The following is a 22548-nucleotide window of genomic DNA, read 5'->3' on the forward strand; positions in this document are numbered from 1 at the left end:
TCCATGACTTCCGGCATCTTTATCCCGGAGCTTGGCCACCTGGCCATGATCCTGGCGCTGTGTTTTGCCCTGGTCCAGGCCGTGGTGCCGTTGCTCGGCGCCTGGCGCGGTGACCGTCTGTGGATGAGCCTGGCTCAGCCCGCGGCATGGGGGCAGTTCGCGTTTTTGCTGTTCGCTTTCGGTTGCCTGACGTATGCCTTCATGGCGGACGACTTCTCCGTTGCTTACGTGGCCAGCAACTCCAACAGCGCCTTGCCGTGGTACTACAAATTCAGCGCGGTCTGGGGTGCCCATGAAGGTTCCTTGCTGCTGTGGGCATTGATCCTCGGCGGTTGGACCTTCGCGGTGTCGGTGTTCTCCCGGCAGTTGCCGCAAGTGATGCTGGCCCGCGTATTGGCCGTGATGGGCATGATCAGCACCGGTTTCTTGCTGTTCCTGATCCTGACCTCCAACCCTTTCGCCCGAATCCTGCCGCAGATGCCGACGGATGGGCGTGACCTCAATCCCTTGCTGCAAGACATCGGCCTGATCGTTCACCCACCGATGTTGTACATGGGTTACGTCGGTTTCTCCGTGGCTTTCGCCTTCGCCATTGCCGCGTTGCTGGGCGGTCGTCTTGATGCGGCGTGGGCGCGCTGGTCCCGTCCATGGACCATCGTTGCCTGGGCCTTCCTCGGTATCGGTATTACGTTGGGCTCCTGGTGGGCCTATTACGAACTCGGCTGGGGCGGCTGGTGGTTCTGGGACCCGGTGGAGAACGCATCCTTCATGCCTTGGCTGGTGGGTACGGCGCTGATTCACTCATTGGCGGTCACGGAAAAGCGTGGCGTGTTCAAGAGCTGGACCGTGTTGCTGGCGATCGCCGCGTTCTCATTGAGTTTGCTCGGCACCTTCCTCGTGCGTTCCGGCGTACTGACGTCGGTTCACGCCTTTGCCTCCGATCCTGAGCGCGGTGTGTTCATCCTGATCTTCCTGCTGTTCGTGGTCGGTGGTTCGCTGACGCTGTTTGCCCTGCGCGCCCCAGTGGTCAAGAGCCACGTCGGCTTCAACCTCTGGTCCCGGGAAACCCTGTTGCTGGGCAATAACCTGGTGCTGGTGGTGGCTGCTTCGATGATCCTGCTGGGCACCTTGTATCCATTGATTCTCGATGCAATGACCGGCGCCAAACTGTCGGTCGGCCCGCCGTACTTCAACGCGCTGTTCATTCCGTTGATGGCCATACTGATGGTGGTGATGGCGGTCGGCATGCTGGTGCGCTGGAAAGACACGCCGGTCAAATGGCTGATGAGCATGTTGACCCCGGTGTTGCTCGGCAGCGCTGCGCTGGCCGTCGTCGCGGGTGTCGCTTATGGCGATTTCAACTGGGCGGTGCTGGCGACCTTCATGCTCGCTGCCTGGGTGTTGCTGGCCGGTGTGCGGGATATTTTCGACAAGACCCGTCACAAGGGTTTGATCAAAGGTCTGCCAACCCTGACCCGCAGCTATTGGGGCATGCAGATCGCGCATTTGGGCATTGCCGTGTGCGCGCTGGGTGTCGTGTTGTCGAGCCAGAACAGCGCCGAACGCGATTTGCGCCTGGCGCCGGGTGAGTCCATGAGCCTGGCCGGTTATCAGTTTGTGTTCGAAGGCGCCAAACACTTCGAAGGGCCGAACTTCACCTCCGACAAGGGCACCGTGCGGGTGATCCGCGATGGCAAGGTCATCAGTGTGCTGCACCCGGAAAAACGCCTCTACACCGTGCAGAACTCAGTGATGACCGAAGCCGGGATCGACGCCGGTTTCACCCGTGACCTTTATGTCGCGCTGGGCGAGCCACTGGGCGAGGGCGCCTGGGCGGTTCGGGTGCACGTCAAACCGTTTGTGCGCTGGATCTGGTTCGGCGGGTTGCTCACAGGTATTGGCGGTTTGCTGGCGGCGCTGGATCGTCGTTATCGGGTCAAGGTGAAAAGCCGCGTGCGTGAAGCACTCGGCATGACGGGAGCCACCGCATGAGACGTTGGTTAATGTTGTTGCCACTGGCGATTTTTTTGGTGGTTGCTGTTTTTCTGTATCGGGGGCTGTATTTGAACCCGGCCGAATTGCCTTCGGCGATGATCAACAAACCGTTCCCGGAATTTTCGCTGCCCTCGGTGCAGGGTGACAAAACCCTGACCAAAGCCGATCTTCTGGGTAAACCGGCACTGGTCAACGTCTGGGGCACGTGGTGCATTTCCTGCCGGGTCGAGCACCCGGTGTTGAACAAACTGGCGCAGCAAGGCGTGGTGATCTACGGCGTCAACTACAAGGACGTCAATGCCGATGCCTTGAAGTGGCTGGCCGAGTTCCACAACCCGTATCAACTGGACATCCGTGACGATGCCGGCACCCTGGGCCTGAACCTCGGCGTATACGGCGCACCGGAAACGTTCTTCATCGACGCCAAGGGCATCATCCGCGACAAATTCGTCGGTGTGATCGACGAACAAGTCTGGCGCGAAAAACTGGCGGCCAAGTATCAGGCGCTGGTCGACGAGGCGAAGCCATGAAGCGCTGGATTGCCGCTGCCGTGCTGGGTTTGAGCATGGCCGGGGTGGCCCATGCGGCCATCGACACCTATGAGTTCGCCAAAGAAGGCGACCGTGAGCGTTTTCGCGAGCTGACCAAAGAGCTGCGTTGCCCCAAGTGCCAGAATCAGGACATCGCCGATTCCAATGCCCCGATCGCCGCCGACCTGCGCAAAGAGATTTTTCGCATGCTCGGCGAGGGCAAGGACAACCAGCAAATCATCGATTTCATGGTCGACCGCTACGGTGACTTCGTCCGCTACAAACCTGCCCTCAACGCCAAAACCGCGCTGCTCTGGTTCGGCCCCGCCGGCCTGTTGCTGGGCGGTTTTGTAATCATCGCCGTGATCGTCCGCCGTCGTCGCGTGCAACGCACTGACAGCCCGGACACGCTTTCTGCCGAGGAGCGCGAGCGCCTCGACCACCTGTTGGATAAAACCAAGAATGATTGATTTCTGGCTCGCTGCAGGCCTGCTGCTCCTGGTTGCCCTGAGTTTTCTGCTGATCCCCGTTCTGCGGGGTCGCCGCGCTCAGCTGGAAGAAGACCGCACGGCACTGAACGTCGCGCTTTATCAGGAGCGCGTGGCTGAGTTGCAGACTCAGCAGGAAGAGGGCGTGCTCAACGCCGAACAAATGGACACCGGCCGCGCCGAAGCCGCCCGTGAACTGCTCGCCGACACCGAAGGCGTCGAGGCACCGCGGGTGTCGCGTCTGGGCAAGCCGCTGCCATTGCTGGCGGCCGTTCTGGTGCCGGTGTTGGGCCTTGGGTTGTACCTGCATTTCGGCGCCAGCGACAAAGTCGAGCTGACCCGCGAATTCGCCCAGGCGCCGCAGTCGATGGAAGAAATGACCCGTCGCCTGGAGCGTGCGGTCGCCGCCCAACCGGATTCGGCCGAGGGCCTGTACTTCCTCGGCCGCACCTACATGGCTCAGGATCGTCCGGGGGATGCGGCGAAGATCTTCGAACGCACCGTGGCGTTGGCCGGGCGGCAGCCCGAACTGCTCGGGCAGTGGGCCCAGGCGCAATATTTCGCCGATGGCAAGAAGTGGTCGGACAAGGTCCAGGCCCTGACCGACGAAGCGCTGAAAGCTGATCCGAAAGAAGTCACCAGCCTCGGTCTGCTGGGCATTGCGGCCTTCGAAGGCGAGCGTTATCAGGACGCCATCGACTACTGGAATCGCCTGCTGGCGCAATTACCGCCGGATGATAAATCCCGCGTCGCGCTGCAAGGCGGCATTACTCGGGCCGCCGAGAAGCTGGAAGCCAGTGGTGGCAAGGTTGCCCAGGCGCCTGCGGTTAAAGCTGCAGTGCTCAAAGTGCATGTCGATCTGGCGCCAGAGCTCAAAGCCAAAGTCCTGCCGGGTGACAGCGTGTTCATTTTTGCCCGCGCCATTTCCGGCCCACCCGCGCCGCTGGCCGCCAAGCGTCTGACCGTTGCCGACTTGCCGGCAACCGTCGAACTGGGTGATGCCGATGCCATGATGCCGCAGTTGAAACTGTCGAACTTCCCTGAAGTCCAACTGGTTGCGCGCATCTCCCGCGCCGGCCAACCGACTGCCGGCGAATGGATCGGTCGCAGCCAACCCTTGGCCACCAGCACCACCGCGCAACAAAAACTGACCATCGACACCCCGGATAAATAACAGGAAACGCCACCATGACCGCCATCGCTCGCATCACTCTCCTCAGCATGGTTTTGGGGTTAAGCGCTTGTGCGGTCCAGCAGCCCGAGCCCACACGGCTGCCGCCAATCCCGCCTTCGCAGCCGAGCACCAAACCGGCTCCAACGACACCGAGCAAACCGAGTACCCCGGTCAAACCTTCGAAGCCGATTCCACGCACTTCCGCCAGCTTCGCCCCGCCACCGGGTGGCAACAGCCATTGGGACGCGAAACTTGGCGTTTACGTTCTCGATGATCAAACCAATACCTTCTACCGCCAGCGCACCTACTACCGCTGGAACAACGGCTGGAGCCGCTCGATCAGCCCGAACGGGCCGTGGGAAGAGACGGACATCCGTGGTGTTCCGGGTGGGTTGGGCAGAAAATTCGGGCAGTGATTGGAAACGGCGATCTGAGGATCGCCGTTTTGCTTTTTGGGGGCTGAAAAGATCGCAGGCTTCGCCAGCTCCTACAGGATCGCGTACGACGATGAACGGCGTGTGCACGCAAAGGTAGGCGCTGGCAAAGCCTGCGATCTTTTGATCTTGATTTGTGCCGCTCAGGGAGCGGGTACAAAACACATGTGTCATATACAGCGGTCGTCCTTAACGCTTGTGCTTGCTCGGCGAGGAGCGTTTTTCAGCCTGAAGAGAGTGAGCATTCTCGACGTAGGTCCGATCAAATCAACACCCTGTAAAACAACCGAGCGTCGCGATCCGGGTTTTTGTGCTTGAGTAAAAGTAACTCTAGGGTTATTTTTTGTCAGGCCGGAGCAAGGAGGCTGGTGGTGCAGAGCAGGTTATTGATCAAGGAACTGATAGAAGCGGGCTGGACACTGGACCGTGTCACCGGCAGTCATCACCTCTTCACTCACCGTTACAACCCTTACACGATACCCGTCCCTCATCCGAAGAAGGATTTGCCGGTCGGGACGGTTAAAAGTATCAGGAGGCGAGCCGGGCTTTATTGCCCGGGAGCCAGTTTGGCAGGAGATCCATAATGCAATACCCAATCTGTATCGAGTGGGGCGACGAGAACACCGCCATCGGTATTCAGATCCCCGATATTCCGGGTGCCGTAACGGCCGGGGATACGTTTGAAGAGGCTTACAACGCGGCGGTCGAAATTGCCCACATCATGCTGCAGGAGGTTATGGCAGGCGGGGAGTCCATTCCGATGCCGACCTCAGCGGCTACGCACCGCGTGAACCCGGAATTTGCCGGCATGGGGTGGGGAATGCTGGAACTCGACATCTCGCCGTATCTGGGCAAGACCGAGAAGGTCAACGTGACGCTGCCTGGCTACGTGATCCAGCGCATTGACCGCTATGTGCGAGAGCACAATGTCAAAAGCCGCTCCTCCTTTCTCGCGGATGCGGCGATGGAGAAGCTGGTTCGGCATTGAGTGGTATCAGTCGAATCGCCTTCGCGGGCAAGCCTCAAACCATTACCCCTCAATGTAGGAGCGAGGCTTGCCCGCGAAGCTTTTAGCGTCCTAAGCCGTTGCCAACGAACGCCTCGGCGAAACGCTCAAAAACCGCAACAACGCCAACAACGCAAACGCGCTACCCACAATCACGATCCACAGCCAGCCGCCATGCTCATACACCGCGCTGGCCACCGAAGAACCAAACGCGCCGCCGATGAAGATGCTGGTCATGTACAGCGCATTCAGACGGCCGCGGCTCTTGGCGTCGAGGGCGTAGACCGCTCGTTGGCCGAGGACCATGTTCATTTGCACGCAGAAATCCAGCACCACCCCTGTCACGGCCAGGCCGATAACGCTGTAGACCGGGTGGATGAAGGCGGGCAGGAAGCTCAGGCTGGCGAACAGCAAGGCCAGCAGCGAGGCGATGCGGGTATGGCCGGCGTCTGCCAGTCGACCGGCGATGGGGGCGGCAATCGCGCCGATGGCGCCGACCAGGGCGAAGATCGCGATCTGGGTTTGCGACAAGCCATGATTGCGCGACAGTTCCAGCGGCACTGCAGTCCAGAACAGGCTGAAGGTGGCGAACATGCAGGCTTGGTAAAACGCACGCTGACGCAACACGGGCTGCTGGCGCAACAGCGTCCAGAGCGAACCCAACAACTGACCATAAGAAGCGCTGTGATCAGGCTGGCGCTTGGGAATGGTCAGGGCCAGCACCATGCTGATGGCCGCCATCAATACCGCAGCGATGATGAACATCGCACGCCAGCCGAAGTGGTCGGCTATTACGCTGGATACCGGTCGAGCCAGCAGAATCCCCAGCAACAGACCACCCATGATGCCGCCGACCACGCGACCGCGCGATTCTTCGGGCGCCAGATGGGCGGCCAGTGGAATCAGGATCTGCACCGACACCGAGCTGAACCCCACCAGCAACGAGATGAGCAGAAACACGTTCGGCTGATCGGTGAACGCCGCGCCCAGCAAACTGGCAATCGCCACCACGGTGGTGATGATCATCAAGCGGCGGTTTTCCAGCAGATCACCCAATGGCACCAGGAAAAACAGACCCAACGCATAACCAATCTGCGTCAGCGAAACGATCAGGCTGGCCATGGTGTCGGTCAGGCCGATGTCCGGCGCGATCAGGCCGATGATTGGCTGGGCGTAGTAGATGTTGGCCACGATGGCGCCGCAACAGAAGGCAAAGAGCAACACCATCCCCGGGGTCATTGTCGCGGCACTGACGGGCGCCTGAGTCGTTGGATTCATAACGGGTCTCGTTGAACAAGAAGAAGTGCGCAGAGGCTAATGGGCTGGCTAGAGCGGCGGAAGAGGGTACAGGATGATAGTCATCATGCCTCTGAAGAATGATTGAAAGAGACCGGTCATTGGGTCTTCAAGCTCCCACAAAAAAGGCGACCTATGAAGGTCGCCTTTTCATGGGCCTCAGGAATTACTGACCGCTGTAAATCTGATCAAAAACCCCACCATCATTGAAGTGGGTTTTCTGCACAGTGCGCCAGTCACCAAAGGTCTTCTCCACCGAAAGGAAATCAACTTTCGGGAAGCGATCGGTGTACTTGGCCAATACCGCCGGATCACGCGGACGCAGGTAGTTGGCCGCCGCAATCTCCTGACCTTCCGGCGACCACAGGTACTTCAGGTATTCCTCGGCTGCAGCGCGAGTGCCTTTTTTCTCGACCACTTTGTCGACCACGGACACCGGCGGTTCTGCCTCAGCGGAAACACTGGGGTAAATCACTTCAAACTGATCACGACCAAACTCACGCGCAATCATCTCCGCTTCGTTTTCGAAGGTCACCAGCACGTCGCCGATCTGGTTGGTCATGAACGTGGTAGTCGCCGCACGGCCGCCGGTATCCAGCACTGGCGCTTGTTTGAACAGTTTGCCGACGAAGGCCTTGGCCTTGTTTTCGTCGCCGCCGTTTTTCAGTACATAGCCCCAGGCCGAGAGGTAGGTGTAGCGGCCGTTGCCCGAGGTTTTCGGGTTGGGGACGATCACTTGTACGCCGTCCTTGAGCAGGTCCGGCCAGTCTTTCAGGGCTTTCGGGTTGCCTTTGCGCACGATGAACACGGTGGCCGATGTGAACGGCGCGCTGTTGTTCGGCAGGCGCGTGACCCAGTTGTCCGGGACCAGTTTGCCGTTGTCCGCCAGGGCATTGATATCGGTGGCCATGTTCATGGTGATGACGTCAGCCGGCAGACCATCGATCACTGAACGCGCCTGTTTGCTGGAGCCGCCGAAGGACATTTGCACCGTGATTTTTTCGTTATGCTCGGCTTGCCAGTGTTTCTGGAAGGCAGCGTTGTAGTCCTTGTAGAAATCTCGCATCACGTCGTAGGAAACGTTAAGCAGGGTCGGTGCAGCCTGTGCCACGCTGCCCAGGGCCAGGCCAGCGGCCAGAAGTGAGGCGCCAAAGAGTTTTTTCACTGCGCATTCCTTGTTTTATCAAACATGTTCTATGAAAAGAGTTGGCAATTTGCCCGCGACTATAGCCGGGCTCGCATAGTCCTTTAAAGATTAAAAAGCACTTTGCTTATTCCAGTTTTTTGAACAGTGCATTGCCGCAACGCGAGCAAAATGCGGCGCCGTGTTCGTGGCTGTTTTTTTTGCAAGTCGGGCAATCGTGTTGCAGTTGTTCGCCGCGCATGGCGTTGGCCAGTTCCGCGGTAAAGATGCCTGTGGGCACGGCGATGATCGAGTAACCGGTGATCATCACCAGCGACGAAACCACCTGACCCAGCGGCGTCTTGGGCACGATATCGCCGAAGCCCACGGTGGTCAGTGTGACGATGGCCCAATAGATGCCTTTGGGGATGCTGGTGAAGCCGTGTTCCGGGCCTTCGATCACGTACATCAGCGTGCCGAATACCGTCACCAGGGTGCTGACGCTGAGCAGAAATACCACGATCTTCTGCTTGCTGCCCTGCAACGCGGTCATCAAATAGTTGGCTTGTTTCAGGTACGGGCTGAGCTTGAGCACGCGGAAAATCCGCAGCATCCGAATGATCCGGATAATCAGCAGGTACTGCGCATCGGTGTAATACAGCGCAAGAATGCCGGGCACGATCGCCAGCAAGTCCACCAACCCATAGAAGCTGAATGCATAGCGCAGCGGCTTGGGCGAGCAATACAGGCGCAGAGCGTATTCGATGGCGAAAACGACGGTGAAGCCCCATTCGATGTACGCCAGTATGTCGGCGTAGTTCTGGTGGATGCTGTCGATACTGTCCAGAACCACGATCACCAGGCTTGCCAGGATGATCAGCAGCAGAATGCTGTCGAAGCGGCGACCGGCGGGGGTATCGGATTGGAAAATGATGACGTAAAGGTCTTCACGCCAGTTTTTATTGCTGTCCATGGAGAACGCCTGAGCCAGGAATCAACGAAGCCTAGGTTGATTCTCCCCGGTTGCGCAAGGCGCGCTGTCCCTGGCGGCCTGATGCAACACCCGAATGCCTGCGCGAATCAGCCAGCAGGCAAGGATGAAGGGCGCCGTCAGTGTCGCCAGCCCCAGTGCGGCGAACCCCGGCGTGAGCAACACCGCCAGCAGGATTCCCAACAATGGCAGCCAAGGCTGGCGGCGATTTTGGCTGAAAGCCAGGGCGGCGAGCACGGCGTTGTAACCGCTCAATCCCAGCAGCGCGGTTGCTGTTTCGTGATGCACAAGGGCGAAACCGAGGCCGGTGGCGGAGCCGAACAACGCCCACAGGAAGGCACGACGGTCAGCGACCAGCAAACCCGTAGCAATCAGGGCGCCGGCCAGCGGATGACCGAGAAACAGCACCTGCCCCAACCCTTTTAATGACGCGGCGAGCACATTGAGTGTGGTCATTTCGATCAGCGGCGCGGGTTGCTGGGGCGCGGCAAACGACAGCAGCAACCAGCTTATCCCGACGAAGGGCGCGGTGTAGGCGGGAAGGCAATCATGAGCGCGCGAACGCTTGAGCCATTGCTGGGTGAGCATCGCACTCAGGCCGCCAGCGGCAATGATCAGCGGCGGCAATAATGCTGACCACCGGAAATAAAGGCTCAGCAGCAGACCGAGCAGAATACCGTTGTAACTGAACAGCCCGGCCTGGCGATCAGCCTTTGTGTAACCGCGACGCTGCGCGGTGAGCAACCCGGCGATTCCTCCCAGCAACGCACCGCCGAGCTGGGCCGGGGCGCAGAACATAATTGCCAACAGACACAGCAGCCCGCACAGCGGATGACGCTGGAGAAAGATTTGGCTGAAGCCATTGAGCAGGGCAGTGGCCCAGTCGGGGCAGTGGGTGTTGAAGTGGTGGGCAGGCATGTTAAGGGTCGTTCAGTACGGATCGTTCCCACGCTCTGCGTGGGAATGCCTCAATGGACGCTCTGCGTCTGCTCTTGGGACGCAGAGCGTCCCGGGCTGCACTCTCACGCAGAGCGTGGGAACGATCATCGTGTAGGGGTTAAATCAGGGTTTCGATACGCAACGAATTGGTCGACCCCGGCTGCCCAAACGGCACACCCGCAGTAATCAACAACGTATCGCCGCGTTGAGCCATGCCCTGTGCCTGCGCAATCTCCAGCGCTGTCGAGCACACTTCATCCACCTGGCGCAGCCGATCATTGACCACCGAGTGCACGCCCCACGCCACCGTCAAGCGTCGCGCGGTTTGCAGATTTGGTGTCAGGTTGAGAATCGGCACAGTCGGGCGTTCCCGCGCCGCCCGCAGGCTCGATGTGCCGGACTCGCTGTAATTCACCAGTACCGCCACCGGCAGCACGTTGCTGATGCGGCGGATGGCGCAGCTGATCGCGTCCGACACCGTGGCCTCGGCTTTCGGTCGGCTCACGTCCAGTTGGGCCTGATAGTCCGGGCCGTTTTCCACCTGACGGATGATCTTGCTCATCATCTGCACAGCTTCCAGCGGGTACTCGCCGGACGCGGTTTCCGCCGACAGCATCACCGCATCCGCGCCTTCGGCCACTGCGTTGGCGACGTCGGTGACTTCGGCGCGGGTCGGGGCCGGGGAGAAGCGCATCGACTCCAGCATCTGCGTCGCCACCACCACCGGTTTGCCGAGTTGGCGGCAGGTGCTGATGATGTTTTTCTGGATTTGCGGCACGCTTTCGGCCGGCACTTCCACGCCCAGGTCACCGCGAGCGACCATGATCGCATCGCTCAACTCAGCGATTTCCCGCAGTTGAGTCACGGCCGATGGCTTCTCGATCTTCGCCATCAAAAACGCCTTGTCGCCGATCAGTGCGCGGGCTTCGCGAATGTCTTGCGGGCGTTGCACGAACGACAGCGCGACCCAATCCACCCCCAGCTCCAGTCCGAAGCTCAAGTCGCGACGATCCTTGGCAGTCAATGGGCTCAGATCCAGCACCGCTTGCGGCACGTTGACCCCTTTGCGATCCGACAGCTCGCCACCATTGAGCACCGTGGTGTCGATGGCGTCGGCATATTTGGTCATCACCCGCAGGCGCAGCTTGCCGTCGTCCAGCAGCAAGTCCATGCCTGGTTCCAAGGCTGCAATGATTTCCGGGTGAGGCAAGTTGACCCTGCGCTCGTCGCCCGGCGTCGGGTCCAGGTCCAGACGCAAGGCCTGACCGCGATGCAACTGCACTTTGCCTTGGGCGAATTTGCCGACCCGCAATTTCGGGCCTTGCAGGTCCATCAGAATCCCCAGCGGGTAATTCAGCTGGCGCTCGACTTCACGAATCCATTGATAGCGCTGGGCATGGTCGGCGTGATCACCGTGGCTGAAGTTCAAGCGAAAGATATTGACCCCGGCCTGCACCAGTTCACGGATGTCGTCGATTCCATGAATGGCAGGGCCAAGGGTGGCGAGGATTTTGACCTTTTTATCAGGCGTCATGTTCAGGGCTCTCGAGAATCAGAATGGCGCGGAAATCGTTGACGTTGGTGCGGGTCGGCTCAGTGACGATCAGCGACTCAAGCGCGGCGAAATAGCCATAGCCATTGTTGTTGTCCAGTTCATCGCAGGCAGCGAGGCCGAGGGCGGTGGCGCGGGCGTAACTGTCCGGGGTCATGATGGCGCCGGCATTGTCTTCGGAGCCGTCGATGCCGTCGGTGTCACCCGCCAGGGCGTAGACGCCGGGCAGGCCTTTGAGGCTGTCGGTCAGGCTCAGCAGAAATTCGGCGTTGCGCCCGCCACGGCCATTGCCGCGCACGGTGACGGTTGTTTCGCCGCCGGACAGAATCACGCACGGCGCTGCCAGCGGCTGGCCGTGCTGGACGATCTGCCGCGCAATGCCGGCGTGGACTTTTGCCACGTCCCGGGATTCACCTTCCAGGTCGCCGAGAATCAACGGACTGAAACCGGCTTGGCGGGCTTTCACCGCTGCCGCTTCCAGCGATTGCTGTGGGCGTGCGATCAACTGGAAATGACTGCGGGCCAGGCTCGGATCGCCGGGTTTGACCGTTTCCGATTCCGGGCTTTGCAGCCAGTTACGCACTGAGGCCGGGACGTCGATGCCATAACGCTTGAGGATCGCCAGCGCTTCAGCCGAGGTGCTCGGATCGGCCACGGTGGGGCCGGAGGCAATGACCGTCGCAAGATCGCCCGGCACATCGGAAATCGCATAGGTATAAACCGTGGCCGGCCAGCAGGCTTTGCCCAGACGACCGCCCTTGATGGCCGAGAGGTGCTTGCGCACGCAATTCATCTCGCCGATGGTCGCGCCGGATTTGAGCAGGGCTTTGTTGATCGATTGTTTGTCGGCCAGGGTGATGCCGGCTGCGGGTAAGGCGAGGAGGGCAGAGCCACCACCCGAAAGCAGAAAGATCACGCGGTCGTCTTCGCTCAGGTCGCTGACCAGTTCCAGCACCCGTTTCGCCACAGCCAAACCCGCCGCATCCGGCACCGGGTGCGCGGCTTCGACCACTTCGATTTTTTCGCACGGGGCGCCGTGACCGTAACGAGTCACCACCAGGCCGGACACTTCGCCCTGCCAGCAGCGCTCGACCACCTGGGCCATGGCCGCTGCGGCTTTACCGGCGCCGATGACGATCACCCGACCGCTGCGATCTTTGGGCAAATGCGCTTCGAGGACGTGCTGCGGATGGGCCGCGTCGATGGCTGTGGCAAACAGCTCGCGCAGCAGTTGTTGCGGATCAGCCGACATGGCGGGCTCCCGGAATTCTTGTTATTGGAGGGCGACTCGGTTCCCTGTGGGAGCGAATCTGTGGCGAGGGGGCTTGCCCCCGTTGGGTTGCGAAGCAGCCCCAAAATCTCTGATGCACCAAAGATCTTGTGAGTGCTGCGCACTCAAACGGGGGCAAGCCCCCTCGCCACAGCCTCGTTCCTACAGGGGCGGGTGATGGTGTTATTTATCGCGAATCGAGAAATTCGCCATGTGTTCCAGGCCTTTGATCAGCGCCGAATGGTCCCAGTTGCTGCCACCAATGGCCGCGCAGGTGCTGAACACTTGTTGGGTATTGGCGGTGTTCGGCAGGTTGATGCCCAATTCGCGAGCGCCGGCCAGGGCCAGGTTGAGGTCCTTCTGGTGCAGGCTGATGCGGAAGCCCGGATCGAAGGTGCCCTTGATCATGCGTTCGCCGTGCACTTCAAGAATCTTCGACGACGCGAAACCGCCCATCAGCGCTTCGCGCACCTTGGCCGGATCAGCACCGTTTTTCGAGGCGAACAGCAGCGCTTCGGCCACGGCCTGGATGTTCAGCGCGACGATGATCTGGTTCGCCACTTTCGCGGTTTGACCGTCGCCATTACCGCCCACCAGCGTGATGTTCTTGCCCATGGCCTGGAACAGCGGCAGGGCGCGTTCGAACGCCTCGGCATCGCCACCGACCATGATGCTCAGGGTCGCCGCCTTGGCGCCGACTTCACCGCCGGACACCGGCGCGTCAAGGTACTGTGCGCCTTTCTCGTTGATCTTGGCAGCGAAAGCTTTAGTAGCGGTCGGCGAGATCGAACTCATGTCGATCACCACTTTGCCCTTGCTCACGCCAGCCGCAACGCCATCGGCACGGAACAGCACGTCATCGACCTGCGGAGTATCCGGGACCATGACGATGATGAACTCGGCTTCCTGGGCTACTTCTTTCGGGTTCGCCAGGGCGATGGCGCCAGCGGCCACCAGGTCGGCAGGCGCCGGGTCGTGGTGCGCCGACAGGAACAGGCTGTGACCGGCTTTCTGCAGGTTCAACGCCATTGGGTGGCCCATGATGCCGGTGCCGATAAATCCGATTTTAGCCATGAGAAAATCCTCTTGTTTTTATTGCTCTGTTCGCAAATTCGTGGGGTGACAGCGAGGACGCCTTCGCGGGCAAGACAATTCTGGCCCCCGTAGGAGCGAGGCTTGCCCGCGAAGAACGATAACGCGGTGTCAGATCAAATCGCGTTATGGGTTTTAAGCCAGCCCAGGCCCGCTTCAGTGGTGGTCAGCGGCTTGTACTCGCAGCCAACCCAACCCTGATAACCAATGCGGTCCAGGTATTCGAACAGGAAGCGGTAATTGATTTCACCGGTGCCTGGTTCGTTGCGCCCTGGGTTGTCGGCCAACTGGATGTGGTTGATCTCGTCCAAATGCGCAGCCATGGTGCGGGCCAGGTCGCCCTCCATGATTTGCATGTGATAGATGTCGTATTGCAGGAACAGGTTGGTGCTGCCGACCTGTTCGCGAATCGACAGGGCTTGCGCCGTGTTGTTCAGATAGAAGCCGGGGATGTCCCGGGTATTGATCGCTTCCATCACCAGTTTGATGCCCGCCGCTTGCAGCTTGTCGGCTGCGTACTTGAGGTTGGCGACGAAGGTCTTTTCCACCGTGGCATCGTCGACGCCTTGTGGACGAATACCGGCCAGGCAGTTGATCTGGGTATTGCCCAGCACTTTGGCGTAAGCGATGGCCAGATCGACACCGGCGCGGAATTCTTCGACCCGATCCGGCAAGCACGCAATTCCGCGCTCGCCCTTGGCCCAGTCACCGGCTGGCAGGTTGAACAGTACCTGGGTCAAGCCATTGGCATCGAGCTTGGCCTTGATTTCGGCGGAGCTGAAATCGTAGGGAAACAAGTATTCGACACCACTGAAGCCGGCCTTGGCGGCAGCGTCGAACCGGGCAAGAAAATCCTGCTCGGTGAACAGCATGGACAGGTTGGCTGCGAAACGCGGCATGGTGGTCTCCCGTAAATATAAATCCCTGTAGCAGCTGCCGAGGCACGAGGCTGCGTTGGGTCGCGAAGCGGCCCCCCACGGCGGTCCTGCGGACACGCAACGCAGCCTCGTACCTCGGCAGCTGCTACAGGTGTCAGGTTCTTAATCGAGCAGCGAAATCGCCGTCGGCGCATCGTTGCCGACCAGCGCCAGGTCTTCGAATTCGTTGACGGCGTTGATCTCGGTGCCCATGGAAATGTTGGTCACGCGCTCCAGAATGATTTCGACGATCACCGGCACTTTGAACTCTTCGATCAGTTCCTGAGCCTTGCGCAGGGCAGGCTGGATCTGAGCCGGTTCGAACACCCGCAGCGCCTTGCAACCCAGGCCTTCAGCGACCGCGACGTGGTCGACACCGTAGCCGTTGAGTTCCGGAGCGTTGAGGTTGTCGAAAGACAACTGCACGCAGTAGTCCATGTCGAAACCGCGCTGAGCCTGACGGATCAGCCCCAGGTACGAGTTGTTCACGACCACGTGGATGTATGGCAACTTGAACTGCGCGCCCACCGCCAGTTCTTCGATCATGAACTGGAAGTCGTAGTCGCCCGAAAGCGCCACCACCTTGCGGGTCGGATCAGCCTTGACCACACCGAGCGCCGCCGGAATGGTCCAGCCCAAGGGACCGGCCTGACCGCAGTTGATCCAGTGACGCGGTTTGTACACGTGCAGGAACTGCGCGCCGGCAATCTGCGACAGACCGATGGTGCTGACGTAGCAGGTGTCCTTGCCAAACACCTGGTTCATTTCTTCGTAAACCCGCTGCGGCTTGACCGGCACGTTGTCGAAGTGCGTCTTGCGCTGCAGGCTGGCTTTGCGTTGCTGGCAGTCTTGCAACCAGGCGCTGCGGTTTTTCAGTTTGCCGGCGGCTTGCCATTCGCGGGCGACTTCGATGAACACGATCAACGCGGCTGCGGCGTCGGACACGATGCCCAGGTCTGGCGTGAACACGCGACCGATCTGGGTCGGTTCGATGTCTACATGAATGAATTTGCGGCCTTCGGTGTAAACATCGACCGAACCGGTGTGACGGTTGGCCCAGCGGTTACCGACGCCCAGTACCACGTCCGACTTCAGCATCGTGGCGTTGCCGTAGCGGTGCGAGGTTTGCAGACCGACCATGCCCACCATCAGCGGGTGATCGTCCGGGATGGTGCCCCAGCCCATCAGGGTCGGGATCACTGGAATACCGGTCAGCTCGGCGAACTCCACCAGCAATTCGCTGGCGTCGGCATTGATGATGCCACCACCGGCCACCAGCAACGGGCGCTCAGCCTGGTCGAGCATGGTCAGGGCTTTTTCAACTTGAACGCGGGTCGCGCTCGGCTTGGCCAAGGGCAGTGGCTGATAGGCGTCGATGTCGAATTCGATTTCGGCCATCTGCACGTCGAACGGCAGGTCGATCAGCACTGGGCCAGGACGACCGGAGCGCATTTCATAGAAGGCTTTCTGAAACGCGTAAGGCACCTGGCCCGGTTCCATGACGGTGGTCGACCACTTGGTGACCGGCTTGACGATGCTGGTGATGTCGACGGCCTGGAAGTCTTCCTTGTGCATCCGGGCCCGCGGTGCCTGGCCGGTGATGCACAAGATCGGGATCGAGTCGGCCGAGGCGCTGTAGAGCCCGGTGACCATGTCGGTGCCGGCCGGGCCGGAGGTGCCGATGCACACGCCGATGTTGCCGGCTTTGGTGCGGGTGTAGCCCTCGGCCATGTGCGAGGCGCCTTCAACGTGGCGAGCGAGGACGTGATCGATGCCACCGACCTTCTGCAAGGCGGAGTACAGCGGGTTGATCGCGGCGCCCGGGATGCCAAAAGCGGTATCCACCCCTTCACGGCGCATCACCAGAACGGCGGCTTCGATTGCTCTCATTTTGCTCATTGTTTTGTGCCTCTTACGTTTTGTAATTGTATACAAGTGGCTTTGCGCAGAGTGTATTCACGGCGGACGGCGCAGGTCAATCCATTTTATCAAGCAGCTGTTTCATTCGTCGGAAGCCTAAAGCAGTGTGGCTTTTCGTCGCATGTGGTGCTTTTCGAAAATTATTGTATACAAAAAAATAACTCATTGTGTTCTATTTGTCGCATCGGATTGCGCAACAGAAAGCAATCCAACGGCTTTCCCAATAACAAAATGAGGACGGCACCATGAGCGCTTTAACCTTGAACGTCGCAGTTAACCTGGCCAGCCAAGCCATCACCGCAGGCCGTGCAATCTCTGCCGCGCCATTGACCGTTGCAGTACTGGATGCCGGCGGGCACCTGATAACGCTGCAACGCGAAGACGGCGCCAGCCTGCTGCGCCCGCAAATCGCCATCGGCAAAGCCTGGGGCGCGATCGCCTTAGGTAAGGGCTCACGCCTGCTGGCCCAGGACGCCCAACAGCGCCCGGCGTTCTTCGCCGCGCTGAATAGCCTGGGGCAGGGCAGTGTCGTGCCGGTGCCGGGCGGCGTGTTGATTCGGGAGCAAGACGGGACTGTGTTGGGAGCGGTGGGCATCAGCGGTGACTTGTCTGATGTGGATGAACAGTGTGCGATCAGGGCGATCGAGGGGGTGGGATTGAGGGCGGATGCGGGGGTGGTTGGTTGATCTTCGGCGTCTAATTTACCGCTTTCGCGAGCTTGCTCGCGAAAGCAATTTCCCAGACTCATGCAGCTAAAAGTCTGCGCCATTTCGCGCAGCCATTCGCGAACTACTGTCCTCCATACTTTCGCCCAGGGCATCCAGAAATGCAGCGGTCGGCCTGCATTTGCGCAATGCCTTGCGGATGAAAACAGCTTTTTAGCTGCCTGCTTTTTTCGTTGAAATTTCCATCCGGTAAATTCCAGATTTTTAGAATTTTGTGCGAAACATTTGGGCGTCGCCGAAGATTTTCGCAAGAATATTCACAGGTATCACTCGTATCATTCTCTCGGAACAGGCCGAGAGCTTTGCAATGAAAACAACACTGTCTTGGTGGGATATCAGCCCGCCTTTGAGCACCGCTACACCTACCTGGCCGGGTGACACACCTTTTCAGGAAGAGCGCGTTTGGACGTTCGGACCAGAGTGTCCAGTGAATGTCGGGCGTATCACCCTGTCGCCCCACACGGGTGCCCATGTCGACGCGCCGTTGCATTACAGCGCTGATGGTGCGGCCATTGGCGATGTGTCACTCGATGTCTATATGGGGCCTTGCCGTGTGCTGCATTGCCTGAATAGCGGCCGGCTGGTATACCCCGAGCAGCTTGAAGGTCGCTTGCAAGACCTGCCTGAACGGGTGCTGCTGCGCACTTGGCGACAAGCACCGTTGAGCTCCTGGGATCCGGATTTCACCGCAGTCGCCAAAGAAACCGTCAACCTGCTGGCGAGCCTCGGTGTGCGCTTGATCGGTATCGATACGCCGTCGCTGGATCCTCAGCAATCCAAAACCATGGATTCGCACAATGCCGTAGCCCGACATGGCATGGCCATCCTCGAGGGCATCGTGCTCGATGACGTCCCGGAAGGGGACTATGAATTGATTGCGCTGCCGCTGCGTTTTGCCCATCTGGACGCCAGTCCGGTCAGGGCAATTTTACGTCCACTGAATAAATCGCAACTTGAGGAGCCGACTCAATGAACCAATGCCCCTATTCACATCCAAACCAGACTGGGGAATGGCATAACGCCGAGCTGAATTTTTCCGACTCCATGAGCTACGGCGACTACCTGGATCTGGGGCGCATTCTCAGCGCACAGCACCCGTTATCTCCGGACCATAACGAGATGCTGTTCATCATCCAGCATCAGACGTCAGAGCTGTGGATGAAGCTGATGCTGCACGAGCTCAAAGCCGCCCGTGAACACATTCGACTGGGAGAGTTGCCGCCCGCTTTCAAGATGCTGGCGCGGGTCTCGCGGATTTTTGATCAGCTGGTGCATGCCTGGACGGTGCTAGCCACCATGACACCCACCGAGTACCACGCGATACGGCCCTTTCTGGGGCAGTCTTCGGGCTTTCAGTCGTTCCAGTACCGCGAGATCGAATTCATTCTGGGCAACAAAAGCGCGACCCTGTTGCGCCCCCATGCGCATCGGCCGGAACTGTTGCAGGCGCTTGAAAAGGCGATCGCCACACCGTCGCTGTATGACGAGGCGATTCGCTTGATGGTCAGCACAGGCTTGACCATCGACCCACAGCGTTTCGAGCGTGATCCGACCAGTCCGACGGCGCATGACGCGTCGGTCGAAGCAGCCTGGCGCGAGGTCTATACCGACCCTTCGCGTTATTGGGATCTCTATCAGCTGGCGGAGAAACTCATCGACCTTGAGGATTCTTTCCGTCAATGGCGCTTCCGGCATGTGACCACGGTTGAGCGGATCATCGGCTTTCAACCAGGGACCGGCGGCACAGAAGGTGTCGGTTATCTGCGCAAGATGCTCGATACCGTGCTGTTCCCGGAGTTGTGGCGAGTGCGCTCAACGCTCTAATTACCGAGAGTAATGTCTGAACGCTTAGACCGAGCGGCAATTGAATAAATTGACGCATTCAAACCATGCCTGACCATAACAATTAGAAGGTAACCAGATGGCGGATGAAATCTTGCGACAAGGCGAGCTCAAGCGAGGGCTGAAAAATCGTCATATTCAGCTGATCGCCTTGGGCGGAGCGATAGGTACCGGGTTGTTTCTAGGCTCTGCCGGAGTACTCAAATCGGCCGGGCCGTCGATGATCCTCGGCTATGCGATTGCCGGCTTCATCGCCTTTCTGATCATGCGCCAGCTGGGCGAGATGATTGTCGAGGAACCGGTGGCTGGCTCCTTCAGTCATTTTGCCCACAAGTACTGGGGCGGCTATGCCGGCTTTCTGTCCGGCTGGAACTATTGGGTGCTGTATGTGCTGGTGGGCATGGCTGAGTTGACGGCTGTCGGCAAGTACGTGCAGTTCTGGTGGCCGGAAGTCCCCTCCTGGGTCAGCGCGGCGGTGTTCTTCGTCCTGGTCAATTTGATCAATATGATGAACGTCAAAGTCTTCGGCGAGATGGAGTTCTGGTTCGCAATCATCAAGGTCGTAGCGATCATTGGCATGATCGCCCTGGGGTGCTACATGTTGTTCAGCGGAACGGGCGGCCCGCAGGCCTCGGTCAGCAATCTGTGGAGTCACGGCGGCTTCTTTCCCAACGGCACCACTGGCTTGCTGATGTCCATGGCGTTCATCATGTTCTCCTTTGGCGGTCTTGAGCTGGTTGGCATCACCGCCGCTGAAGCCAGCGAGCCGGGTAAGGTGATTCCCAAGGCGATCAACCAGGTGGTTTATCGCGTGCTGATTTTTTACGTAGGCGCACTCACCGTGTTGCTGTCACTGTATCCGTGGGATCAACTGCTACAGACACTGGGCGCTTCGGGCGATGCCTATAGCGGCAGCCCGTTCGTGCAGATTTTCTCCTTGATCGGCAGCGACACCGCAGCGCACATCCTCAATTTCGTGGTGCTCACTGCGGCGCTTTCTGTCTATAACAGTGGCGTCTACTGCAACAGCCGCATGCTTTATGGCCTGGCCGAACAGGGCGACGCGCCCAAGGCGCTGATGAAACTGAACAAACAGGGCGTGCCTCTACTGGCGCTGGGCGTATCTGCGTTGATCACCATGCTTTCCGTGCTGGTTAACTACCTCGCCCCGCATGAAGCGCTTGAGTTGCTCTTTGCACTGGTGGTCGCATCGCTGATGATCAACTGGGCGATGATCAGCCTGACGCACCTGAAATTTCGCAAAATCATGGGCCAGCGAGGCATCGTGCCGGGTTTCAAGGCGTTTTGGTTCCCCTACAGCAATTACCTGTGCCTGGCCTTCATGGCCATGATCGTCTGCGTCATGCTGATGATTCCAGGGATACGCGCTTCAGTCTTCGCCATACCGGTGTGGGTGTTGATCATCTTCGGTTTTTACCGGATGCGTATGGCCAAGGATCGGGCCTTGTCGGTTGTTCAATAGCCTTCTCCCGATAAAAGCCCCGACACTCAATGAGTGACGGGGCTTTTAAACGGATACAGCCGTGTTGTGGCGTGGGACTTGCTATTTTCAAGCCTGATACGCGCCATCAGAACGCGCTGAAAAATATTGCCGTGGGTGCGCCGTAATGAGTAGCAACGCTGATCCGCAGTTTCGAGACATTCGTATCGATCACTATGACCTCGAGGGTGCAAGGAACTGGATGTCTGGTATCTGCGGGCCGCACCGCCTCCAGACTTCGACGCCAGAGCGGGTCCGCTTTCATCACAGCGCCAATGTGTTCAAGTCGATGGCCACGACTCTGGGCACGCTCTCATACGGCACCGATGTCACCATCGATATCGAAGACGCCGAGCATTTCAGCAGTTACAGCCTGAGTTTGCCTTTGGTGGGCGAGCAGGAGCTGAGCAAGAACGGCAGCGTGGTGAAATCCAACCGCGATCAAGGGGTGATCATTTCCCCGAACGAGAACCAGATGCTGGCGATCTCCGGCGACTGTCGCAAAGTCCAGGTGGTGATCACCCGCGCCGCCATGAGAGTGTCGCTGGAAAGCATGCTGCAGCGACCGCTGGATATGCCGCTGCGTTTCGAACCGGTGATGGATGCGGTAGACGGCGCGTCGGCCTCGTGGTGGCGCATGGCGCGCTATTTCATCGCGGAGCTGGAACACAGCAATGAATTGTACAAACAGGTGGCCTTCACTCGGGACATCGAAAGCTCATTGATCAAAGGCTTGATCCTCGCCCAGCCGAACAACTACTCCGAAGAATTGCGCAACGTGCTCGGCGTGAAACTGCCGCACTACCTGATCAGAGCCAAACAATACATTCACGACAATGCTCGCGAAGCCTTGCACTTGGAGGATATCGAGGTCGCAGCCGGGGTCTCGCGTTTCAAGCTGTTGGAGGCGTTCAAGAAGTACTTCGCCCTGTCGCCGATGGTTTACCTGAAAAAGTACCGGTTGAACGCTGTGCGCCAGGAAATCCTCGAACACGACTCGGTGCGCAATATTTCCGCGATCGCCATGGGCTGGGGCTTTACACATCTGGGACGTTTTTCTGCCGAATACCGTAAGTTATTCGACGAGTCCCCCAGCATGACCTTGCAGCGTAACGAAGCCCGGCGCATGCGCGGGGTCTGAATATCCCGGCATCCAGGATTGAATCAGACCTGCAACAGCCTGATGAAGCGCTATTTGTGGCGAGGGAGCAAGCGCCCTCGCCACAATTCATCACCTGGCCGATATCCATTAATTGGCGCTCACTTACGCACCACCAAATCAAGCAACGTCTCCCGCTCCTTGATTTTCTGCAACACGATTTCCGAGCGGATATCCGTCACCCCCGCTGTTCGGTTCAGTTGGTTGACGATGAAGTCGGAGAAGTGTTTGACGTTACGCGCCTGGACACGCAGCACATAGTTGCTCGCCCCGGTAATCACGTAGGCGGTGACCACTTCCGGCCACAACTGGACCTTCTTGATGAAGGTCTCGTGCCAGTCCTCCACGTCCTGTCGCAATGACACATGGACGATGGCTTCCAGTTCGACTCCCAGCTTCTCTGCGTTCAGCATCGCGCGATAGCCAGTGATGATTCCTTCACTTTCCAGCAGGCGTAAACGGCGCAAACAGGCCGACGGTGACAGTGCGACCTTCTCTGCCATTTCGTGATTGCTGATACGGCCGTCCCGTTGCAAAAGGTGCAAGATCCGCAGGTCTGTCGAGTCGAGAGTCATGGCTAGAATAAATCCGCGA

General features: G+C 59.2%; 22 protein-coding genes. 12 read left to right on the forward strand and 10 right to left on the reverse strand.

From position 1 onward, the window contains the following. Positions 1–3: 3 nt before the first annotated feature. The 7 genes from BZL43_RS23470 to BZL43_RS23500 all read left to right on the forward strand — a co-directional run bounded on the left by BZL43_RS23470 (position 4) and on the right by BZL43_RS23500 (position 5609). A complete protein-coding gene (locus tag BZL43_RS23470) occupies positions 4–1992 on the forward strand; it encodes a heme lyase CcmF/NrfE family subunit (protein WP_095634493.1) in 1989 nt (662 codons plus the stop codon). After that, positions 1989–2525, forward strand: coding sequence for a DsbE family thiol:disulfide interchange protein (locus tag BZL43_RS23475; RefSeq protein WP_008073023.1), 537 nt, complete (start codon positions 1989–1991; stop codon positions 2523–2525). Before BZL43_RS23470 ends, BZL43_RS23475 begins: the two co-directional genes overlap by 4 nt. Then, the gene (locus BZL43_RS23480; protein ID WP_007894247.1) at positions 2522–2995 is read left to right on the forward strand and encodes a cytochrome c-type biogenesis protein; all 474 of its coding nucleotides are present in this window, start codon (positions 2522–2524) and stop codon (positions 2993–2995) included. The genes BZL43_RS23475 and BZL43_RS23480 overlap by 4 nt, the downstream gene beginning before the upstream one ends. Then, positions 2988–4187, forward strand: a complete 1200-nt coding sequence (ccmI, locus tag BZL43_RS23485; RefSeq protein ID WP_095634494.1) for a c-type cytochrome biogenesis protein CcmI — start codon at positions 2988–2990, stop codon at positions 4185–4187. The genes BZL43_RS23480 and ccmI overlap by 8 nt, the downstream gene beginning before the upstream one ends. Positions 4188–4201: 14 nt before the next feature. Continuing rightward, positions 4202–4603: a hypothetical protein gene (locus tag BZL43_RS23490; RefSeq protein ID WP_095634495.1), complete on the forward strand. Its 402-nt coding sequence runs from the start codon at positions 4202–4204 to the stop codon at positions 4601–4603. 389 nt (positions 4604–4992) lie between these two features. Beyond that, positions 4993–5205, forward strand: a complete 213-nt coding sequence (locus BZL43_RS23495) for a type II toxin-antitoxin system HicA family toxin (protein WP_095634496.1) — start codon at positions 4993–4995, stop codon at positions 5203–5205. After that, positions 5205–5609: a type II toxin-antitoxin system HicB family antitoxin gene (locus BZL43_RS23500; protein WP_095634497.1), complete on the forward strand. Its 405-nt coding sequence runs from the start codon at positions 5205–5207 to the stop codon at positions 5607–5609. Before BZL43_RS23495 ends, BZL43_RS23500 begins: the two co-directional genes overlap by 1 nt. Positions 5610–5699: 90 nt before the next feature. On the opposite strand, the gene BZL43_RS23505 is transcribed toward BZL43_RS23500, so the two are convergent. From BZL43_RS23505 to gcl, 9 genes are all read right to left on the reverse strand, one after another. Next, positions 5700–6905, reverse strand: coding sequence for an MFS transporter (locus tag BZL43_RS23505; protein WP_095634498.1), 1206 nt, complete (start codon positions 6903–6905; stop codon positions 5700–5702). A gap of 184 nt (positions 6906–7089) precedes the next feature. After that, positions 7090–8088 (reverse strand): sulfate ABC transporter substrate-binding protein, encoded by a 999-nt coding sequence (locus BZL43_RS23510; RefSeq protein ID WP_095634499.1) that lies wholly within the window; start codon positions 8086–8088, stop codon positions 7090–7092. A 106-nt stretch (positions 8089–8194) separates the two neighbouring features. Further along, positions 8195–9019 (reverse strand): ion transporter, encoded by an 825-nt coding sequence (locus BZL43_RS23515; protein ID WP_095634500.1) that lies wholly within the window; start codon positions 9017–9019, stop codon positions 8195–8197. A 21-nt stretch (positions 9020–9040) separates the two neighbouring features. Next, positions 9041–9955: an urea transporter gene (locus BZL43_RS23520; RefSeq protein ID WP_095634501.1), complete on the reverse strand. Its 915-nt coding sequence runs from the start codon at positions 9953–9955 to the stop codon at positions 9041–9043. A gap of 139 nt (positions 9956–10094) precedes the next feature. Beyond that, a complete protein-coding gene (pyk, locus tag BZL43_RS23530) occupies positions 10095–11510 on the reverse strand; it encodes a pyruvate kinase (protein ID WP_095634503.1) in 1416 nt (471 codons plus the stop codon). Continuing rightward, positions 11500–12780 carry a glycerate kinase gene (locus BZL43_RS23535; RefSeq protein WP_095634504.1) on the reverse strand — a complete coding sequence of 427 codons (1281 nt, stop codon included), beginning with the start codon at positions 12778–12780 and terminating at the stop codon, positions 11500–11502. Before BZL43_RS23535 ends, pyk begins: the two co-directional genes overlap by 11 nt. Before the next feature lie 201 nt (positions 12781–12981). Then, the gene (locus tag BZL43_RS23540; RefSeq protein ID WP_095634505.1) at positions 12982–13872 is read right to left on the reverse strand and encodes a 2-hydroxy-3-oxopropionate reductase; all 891 of its coding nucleotides are present in this window, start codon (positions 13870–13872) and stop codon (positions 12982–12984) included. A 134-nt stretch (positions 13873–14006) separates the two neighbouring features. Beyond that, the gene (hyi, locus tag BZL43_RS23545) at positions 14007–14789 is read right to left on the reverse strand and encodes a hydroxypyruvate isomerase (RefSeq protein WP_095634506.1); all 783 of its coding nucleotides are present in this window, start codon (positions 14787–14789) and stop codon (positions 14007–14009) included. 141 nt (positions 14790–14930) lie between these two features. Continuing rightward, positions 14931–16706 carry a glyoxylate carboligase gene (gene gcl / locus BZL43_RS23550; protein ID WP_095634507.1) on the reverse strand — a complete coding sequence of 592 codons (1776 nt, stop codon included), beginning with the start codon at positions 16704–16706 and terminating at the stop codon, positions 14931–14933. 266 nt (positions 16707–16972) lie between these two features. Here gcl and BZL43_RS23555 point away from each other — a divergent pair, with 266 nt between their 5' ends. The 5 genes from BZL43_RS23555 to BZL43_RS23575 all read left to right on the forward strand — a co-directional run bounded on the left by BZL43_RS23555 (position 16973) and on the right by BZL43_RS23575 (position 21936). Continuing rightward, positions 16973–17413 (forward strand): heme-binding protein, encoded by a 441-nt coding sequence (locus BZL43_RS23555; protein WP_095634508.1) that lies wholly within the window; start codon positions 16973–16975, stop codon positions 17411–17413. A 346-nt stretch (positions 17414–17759) separates the two neighbouring features. Further along, positions 17760–18425: an arylformamidase gene (kynB, locus tag BZL43_RS23560; protein ID WP_095634509.1), complete on the forward strand. Its 666-nt coding sequence runs from the start codon at positions 17760–17762 to the stop codon at positions 18423–18425. Next, the gene (gene kynA / locus BZL43_RS23565) at positions 18422–19276 is read left to right on the forward strand and encodes a tryptophan 2,3-dioxygenase (RefSeq protein ID WP_095634510.1); all 855 of its coding nucleotides are present in this window, start codon (positions 18422–18424) and stop codon (positions 19274–19276) included. The genes kynB and kynA overlap by 4 nt, the downstream gene beginning before the upstream one ends. Before the next feature lie 97 nt (positions 19277–19373). Then, positions 19374–20777 (forward strand): amino acid permease, encoded by a 1404-nt coding sequence (locus BZL43_RS23570; RefSeq protein ID WP_095634511.1) that lies wholly within the window; start codon positions 19374–19376, stop codon positions 20775–20777. A 145-nt stretch (positions 20778–20922) separates the two neighbouring features. After that, positions 20923–21936 carry a helix-turn-helix domain-containing protein gene (locus BZL43_RS23575; protein WP_095634512.1) on the forward strand — a complete coding sequence of 338 codons (1014 nt, stop codon included), beginning with the start codon at positions 20923–20925 and terminating at the stop codon, positions 21934–21936. 119 nt (positions 21937–22055) lie between these two features. On the opposite strand, the gene BZL43_RS23580 is transcribed toward BZL43_RS23575, so the two are convergent. Continuing rightward, the gene (locus BZL43_RS23580) at positions 22056–22529 is read right to left on the reverse strand and encodes an Lrp/AsnC family transcriptional regulator (protein ID WP_095634513.1); all 474 of its coding nucleotides are present in this window, start codon (positions 22527–22529) and stop codon (positions 22056–22058) included. Between the last annotated feature and the right edge of the window lie 19 nt (positions 22530–22548).

Origin of the sequence: Pseudomonas sp. PICF141 (assembly GCF_002286815.1) — a bacterium.
GTDB lineage: Bacteria > Pseudomonadota > Gammaproteobacteria > Pseudomonadales > Pseudomonadaceae > Aquipseudomonas.